General features: G+C 64.1%; 4 protein-coding genes and 1 pseudogene. 2 read left to right on the plus strand and 3 right to left on the minus strand.

Annotated elements, in window-relative coordinates; translation table 11 throughout:
- The 3 genes from pheA to gyrA all read right to left on the minus strand — a co-directional run.
- Positions 1-835: chorismate mutase (pheA, locus tag Q0P59_RS19575; protein ID WP_295009550.1), on the minus strand; the 835-nt coding region annotated here is incomplete at its 3' end.
- Positions 836-839: 4 nt separating this feature from the next.
- Entirely contained in the window at positions 840-1,925 is a 1,086-nt protein-coding gene (gene serC, locus Q0P59_RS19580; protein WP_295009553.1) for a 3-phosphoserine/phosphohydroxythreonine transaminase, read from the minus strand.
- Complete coding sequence (gyrA, locus tag Q0P59_RS19585) at positions 1,925-4,567, minus strand: DNA gyrase subunit A (protein ID WP_295009554.1); 2,643 nt, start codon at positions 4,565-4,567, stop codon at positions 1,925-1,927. The genes serC and gyrA overlap by 1 nt, the downstream gene beginning before the upstream one ends.
- Positions 4,568-4,665: 98 nt before the next feature.
- Between gyrA and Q0P59_RS19590 the strand changes: the two genes are divergently transcribed.
- Both Q0P59_RS19590 and Q0P59_RS19595 read left to right on the plus strand, forming a co-directional pair.
- Positions 4,666-6,000, plus strand: a complete 1,335-nt coding sequence (locus Q0P59_RS19590; protein WP_295009556.1) for a TRZ/ATZ family hydrolase — start codon at positions 4,666-4,668, stop codon at positions 5,998-6,000.
- A pseudogene (locus Q0P59_RS19595) lies at positions 5,939-6,137 on the plus strand (hypothetical protein); the annotation flags it as partial. The gene Q0P59_RS19590 and the pseudogene Q0P59_RS19595, both read left to right, overlap by 62 nt.

Raw genomic sequence — 6,137 nt, forward strand, 5'->3', positions numbered from 1 at the left:
GGCCGGCATCGTGCTTGCCGAGGACCAGGAAGCGCGTCGTGTTGTTCGGCTCGTCCTCGATGTTCTCGACCAGCTTGGGCAACGCGTAGCGCTCCGCCGCCGCCTCGCCGGCAATGGCCGCGACACCGGACTCCTCGGCGGCCTTCTGGGCGGCCTGGGCATTGCTGCCCACGGAAATGCGCTGGGCGTGGGGCAGCATGCGGTTCAGCCACTCGTGGCACTGGGCCAGCGACTGGGCATGCGAATAGACCTTGGTGATCTTGCTGAAATCGGTTTCGCGGGTCAGGAGGTTCTGGTGGATGCGCAGCACCACCTCGCCGCAAATCTTCAGCGAAGACTGCAGCAACAGGTCCATGGTCCGCCCGACCGCGCCCTCGGTCGAGTTCTCGACCGGCACGACGGCGTAGTGGGCATGCCCGGACTCGACCTCGCGGAAGACGTCGTCGATCGAGCTTTGCGGCAGCAGACGGCCGGCGTGGCCGAAGTGCTTGGTGGCCGCCGACTCGGAGAAGGTGCCGAGCGGCCCCAGGAAGGCGATGCCGAGCGGCTGTTCGAGCGACAGGCAGGCCGACATGACTTCGCGAAAGAAGAAGGTGATGTTCTCGTTGAGCAGCGGCCCGGCATTGGTTTCCTGCAGGCGACGCAGCACCTGCGCCTCGCGCTCGGGACGATAGATGAAGCCGGCTTCGCCGAACTCCGCCTTGATCTCGCCCACCTTCTGGGCACAGCGCGCCCGGTCGTTGAGGAGCTTGAGCAGGTCGCCGTCGATACGGTCGATGTCGGCGCGCACGCCGGCAAGCGCCGTCTGGAGATCGTTCTGGGGTTGATCGCTCATGCCCTTACCCGTTGCGTTTGGCAAAATCGTTCATGAATCCGACCAGCGCCTGTACCCCGGCCAGCGGCACGGCGTTGTAGATCGAGGCGCGCATGCCGCCCACCGACTTGTGCCCCTTCAGCGAAGCCAGGCCGGCTGCCTTGGATTCGGCCAGGAAGACGGCATCGAGTTCGGCATTGGCGAGCACGAAAGGCACGTTCATGGCCGAGCGGCAATCCGGATCGACCGGATTGGTGTAGAAGCCGCCGGACTGGTCGATGCATTCGTACAGGATGCGTGCTTTCTCGTCGTTGATCGCCGCCATGCCCTCCAGCCCGCCTTGCCGCTTCAACCACTGGAAGACCAGGCCGGCGATGTAGATCGCGTAAGTCGGCGGCGTGTTGAGCATCGAGCCGTTCTCGGCCATCACGGCGTAATCCATCACCGTCGGGATGGACAAGGGCGCCATGCCGAGCAGGTCGCGATGCACGATGACCAGGGTCAGTCCGGAGGGACCGATGTTCTTCTGCGCGCCGGCGTAGATCAGGCCGAATTTCTCGACATTGACCGGCCGCGACAGGATGTGCGACGACATGTCGACCACCAGCGGCACGCCGGTATCGGCGATGCGGTGGGCGGGAATCTCGATGCCGTGGATGGTTTCGTTGGTGCAGACGTGCAGGTAGGCGGCGAACGGGTCGAGCTGGATTTCGTTGGCGAACGGCAGGCGGGTGAAGTTGCTGGCCTCGGTGGTCGCCGCACAGCGCGCCTTGCCGATGCGCTGCGCCTCCTTCAGGGCCTTCTTCGACCACGAACCGGTGACGATGTAGTCGGCTGAACGGCCGGCCAGCAGGTTCATCGGAATCTGCGCGAACTGCTGCGTCGCGCCGCCCTGCAGGAAGAGCACCCGGTACTGCTCGGGGATGCCCATCAGTTCGCGCAGGTCGGCTTCGGCCTGGTCGAGGATGGACATGAATTCCTTGCCGCGATGGCTCATTTCCATCACGCTGCAACCGGCGCCATGCCAGTCGAGCAACTCTTCCTGCGCCTGTCGGAGGACTTCTTCAGGAAGCGCAGCCGGGCCGGCGCTGAAATTCCAGATACGGCTCATCAGGCCTCTCCACCTTCGTTGTTGTCGGCAGGCTGCTCGCCCGGCGTCGCATCGACGGAGTCGGTGGCGGCGACAACGCCGTCCGCTTCCGCCTCGGCTTCCACCTCGGCCACTGATTCGGCAACCTTTTCCAGACCTGCCAGTTTCTCGCCTTCGTCCAGCGAAATCAAGGTCACGCCCTGCGTCGCCCGGCCCATGCCGCGAATTTCGGAGACACGGGTGCGGATCAGGACGCCGCCGGTGGTGATCAGCATCACCTCGTCGTTGTCATCGACCAGCTTGGCGCCGATGACCATGCCGTTGCGCTCGGAATCGGCAATCGCCTTGACGCCCTGCGTGCCGCGGCCGGAATGGCGGAAGTCGGCAAGCACGGTGCGCTTGCCGAAGCCGTTCTCGGTGGCGACCAGCACGGTCTGCTGATCGCTCTCGGCGACCAGCAGGGAGATCACCGTCTGTCCCGGCTGCAGCTTCATGCCGCGCACGCCGCGGGCGCCACGGCCCATCGGACGGACGTCTTCCTCGTCGAACCAGACCGCCTTGCCGGCGTCGGAAACGAGCACGATGTCGCTCTGGCCGGTCGTCAGTTCGACGCCGATCAGGTAGTCGTCGTCGAGCAGGTCGACGGCGATGATGCCGGCCTTGCGCGGGTTAGAGAAGTCGGACAGCGGCGTCTTCTTGACCGTGCCGTCGCGGGTGGCCATGAAGATGAACTTGTCGTCGGCGAATTCCTTGACCGGCAGCACGGCGTTGATGCGCTCGCCCTCTTCCAGCGGGAAGAGATTGACGATCGGCTTGCCGCGGCTGTTGCGGCTGCCCTGCGGCGCCTCGTACACCTTCAGCCAGTAGCAGCGGCCGCGGTTCGAGAAGCACAGGATGTAGTCGTGCGTATTGGCCACGAACAGGTGATCGACGAAATCCTCGTCCTTGATCGCCGCCGCCTGCTTGCCGCGCCCGCCGCGTTTCTGGGCGCGGTAGTCGGCCAGCGGCTGGGCCTTGACGTAGCCGCCGTGCGACAGGGTCACCACCATGTCCTGCGGCGTGATCAGGTCTTCGATGCCGAGTTCCTGGGTGTGCAGGACGATCTCGGACTTGCGCTCGTCGCCGTACTGCTCGTTGATTTCATTCAACTCGGTGACGATGATCGCCGTGATGCGCTCGGGCTTGGCCAGGATGTCGAGCAGGTCGACGATCTTGTCCATGATTTCCTTGTACTCGCCGACGATCTTGTCCTGCTCCAGGCCGGTCAGGCGCTGCAGGCGAAGTTCCAGGATCGCCTGCGCCTGGGCGTCGGAGAGGCGGTAACCCTGCGCCGACAAGCCGAATTCCGGCAGCAGCCCCTCCGGACGCGAGGCGTCGGAAGCGGCGCGCGCCAGCATGTCCTCGACCACCGGGCTGCGCCAGTCGCGCGCCATCAGGCTGCGCTTGGCGTCCGGCGGCGTCGGTGCCGCCTTGATCAGGGCGATGATTTCATCGACGTTGGACAGCGCGACAGCCAGGCCTTCCAGGATGTGGCCGCGCTCGCGCGCCTTGCGCAGTTCGAACACCGTGCGCCGGGTCACCACCTCGCGGCGGTGCGACAGGAAGCATTCCAGCGCCATCTTGAGGTTCAGCAGGCGCGGCTGGCCGTCGACCAGCGCCACCATGTTCATGCCGAAGGTGTCCTGCAACTGGGTCTGCTTGTACAGGTTGTTGAGGATGACCTCGCCGACTTCGCCGCGCTTCAGCTCGATGACGATGCGCATGCCCGACTTGTCGGACTCGTCGCGGATGTCGGAGATGCCTTCGATCTTCTTCTCGTTGACCAGCTCGGCGATCTTCTCGATCAGCGACTTCTTGTTCACCTGGTAGGGAATCTCGTCGACGATCAGCGCCTGGCGGTCGCCCCGGCCGATATCCTCGAAGTGGGTGCGAGCCCGCATCACGACACGGCCGCGACCGGTCTTGTAGCCCTCGCGCACGCCCATCACGCCATAGATCAGGCCGGCCGTCGGGAAGTCCGGCGCCGGGATCAGCTCGATCAGGTCGTCGATGGTGATCGCCGGATTTTCCAGCAAGGCCAGGCAGCCGCGCACCACTTCGCGCAGGTTGTGCGGCGGAACGTTGGTCGCCATGCCGACCGCGATACCGGCCGAGCCGTTGATCAGCAGGTTCGGAATGCGCGTCGGCAAAACCGACGGCTCCAGCTCCTTGCCATCGTAGTTCGGCTCGAAATCGACCGTTTCCTTGTCGATATCGGCGGTCAGGTCGGAGGAAATGCGCTCCAGGCGGCATTCGGTGTAACGCATCGCCGCCGCGTTGTCGCCGTCGATGGAACCGAAGTTGCCCTGGCCGTCGACCAGCGTGTAGCGCAGCGAAAAATCCTGCGCCATGCGGACCAGCGTGTCGTAAATGGCCGAGTCGCCGTGCGGGTGATACTTACCCATGACCTCGCCGACGACGCGGGCGCACTTGACGAAGGGGCGGTTCCACACGTTGTTCGTCTCGTGCATCGCGTAGAGCACCCGGCGATGCACCGGCTTCAGGCCGTCGCGCGCATCCGGCAGCGCCCGGCCGACGATCACGCTCATCGCGTAATCGAGATAGGAACGCCGCATCTCGTCTTCGAGGCTGATCGGCAATGTTTCTTTGGCGAATTGGTCCATGTCTCACATCCGCACCGCCTGAGCGGCACTTTGTTGGTTGAATCGAGCGTAATTTGCTATTTTAACACGCCCCCACCACCGCACAGACGCCGTTTTTCATGACAACAACACCCGAAAAGATCGACCTGCTGATCGAGCCCCGTTGGATTGCCACCGTCGATTCGGACAACACCCTGAGCAACCATGCCGTCGCCGTTCACCAGGACAGGATTGTGGCCGTCCTGCCGAGCCGCGAAGCCCGCACCCGCTACGCGCCGGTATCGCACGTCAAGCTCGACGACCACATCCTGATCCCCGGCCTGATCAACCTGCACACCCACGCCGCGATGACGCTGATGCGCGGCATCGCCGACGACCTGCCACTGATGGAATGGCTGCAGAAACACATCTGGCCCGCCGAGGGAGCCCACCTCTCCCAGCAGTTCGTCTACGACGGAACCCGCCTGGCCTGCGCCGAAATGCTGAAAGGCGGCACCACCTGCTTTAACGACATGTATTTCTACCCCGATGCCGCCGCCAGCGCCGCCGCGGAATTCGGCATGCGCGCGACGCTGGGCATCACCGCGCTGGAGTTCCCAACGCCCTACGCCAGCGACGCCGCCGACTACATCAACAAGGGGCTGGCCATCCGCCAGGACTGGCTGGGCAACCCGCTAATCAACTTCTGCCTCGCCCCGCACGCGCCATACACCGTCTCGGATGCCAGCTTCGAACGCATCCTGACACTCTCCGAACAACTCAACCTGCCGATCCACTGCCACATCCACGAGACCGCGCAGGAAATCGACGACAGCCTGCGCCAGCACGGCCTGCGCCCGCTGCAGCGCCTGCACAGGCTCGGCCTGCTCGGCCCGGGCCTGATCGGCGTACACGCCGTCCACCTCAACGACGACGACCTTGAACTGCTGGCCACGACCAGCAGCAACGTCGCCCACTGCCCCACTTCCAACCTGAAACTGGCCAGCGGATTCGCCCCCGTGGCAAAAATGCGACAAATGGGCATCAATGTCGGTCTCGGCACCGACGGCGCCGCCAGCAACAACCGCCTCGACATGCTCGGTGAAATGCGCCTCGCCGCGCTGCTCGCCAAAGGCGTCAGCGGCAGCGCCCAGGCCTTGCCGGCGCGCGAAGTCCTGCGCATGGCCACGCTCGGCGCCGCCCAGGCCCTCGGCATGGCCGACCGGATCGGCTCGATCACGCCGGGAAAACAGGCCGACCTTTGTGCCATCGAGCTCGGCTCCCTGGAAACCCGCCCCTGCTTCGATCCGCTATCGCACGTCGTCCATGTCGCCGGGCGGGAGCACGTTACGCACGTATGGGTGGCCGGAAAGTGTTGCGTAGACAACAAAACTTTACGGAAAACCAAGCAAAATGACTTGGAATCTGCGTTGGCGCTATGGCAGAATAGTTTGGAATTCCGCCAACAACCGTGATTTGGTTGCTGTACGGGTTAAAGATTTCCGAAATTTTCTTCAACGAGGGAAAACAATGATCAAAAACATCGCCAAGAAGTCTCTGGTTCTGGCCCTGCTGGCCGGTATCGGTTTCTCCGCTGTTGCGCAAGAGCGCG

The organism is uncultured Dechloromonas sp. (genome assembly GCF_945957265.1).
GTDB lineage: Bacteria > Pseudomonadota > Gammaproteobacteria > Burkholderiales > Rhodocyclaceae > Azonexus.

Coding starts and splice junctions, on each gene's coding strand:
- serC (WP_295009553.1), bottom strand. CDS start 1,925: ATGAGCCGTATCTGGAATTTCAGCGCCGGCCCGGCTGCGCTTCCTGAA.
- gyrA (WP_295009554.1), bottom strand. CDS start 4,567: ATGGACCAATTCGCCAAAGAAACATTGCCGATCAGCCTCGAAGACGAG.
- Q0P59_RS19590 (WP_295009556.1), top strand. CDS start 4,666: ATGACAACAACACCCGAAAAGATCGACCTGCTGATCGAGCCCCGTTGG.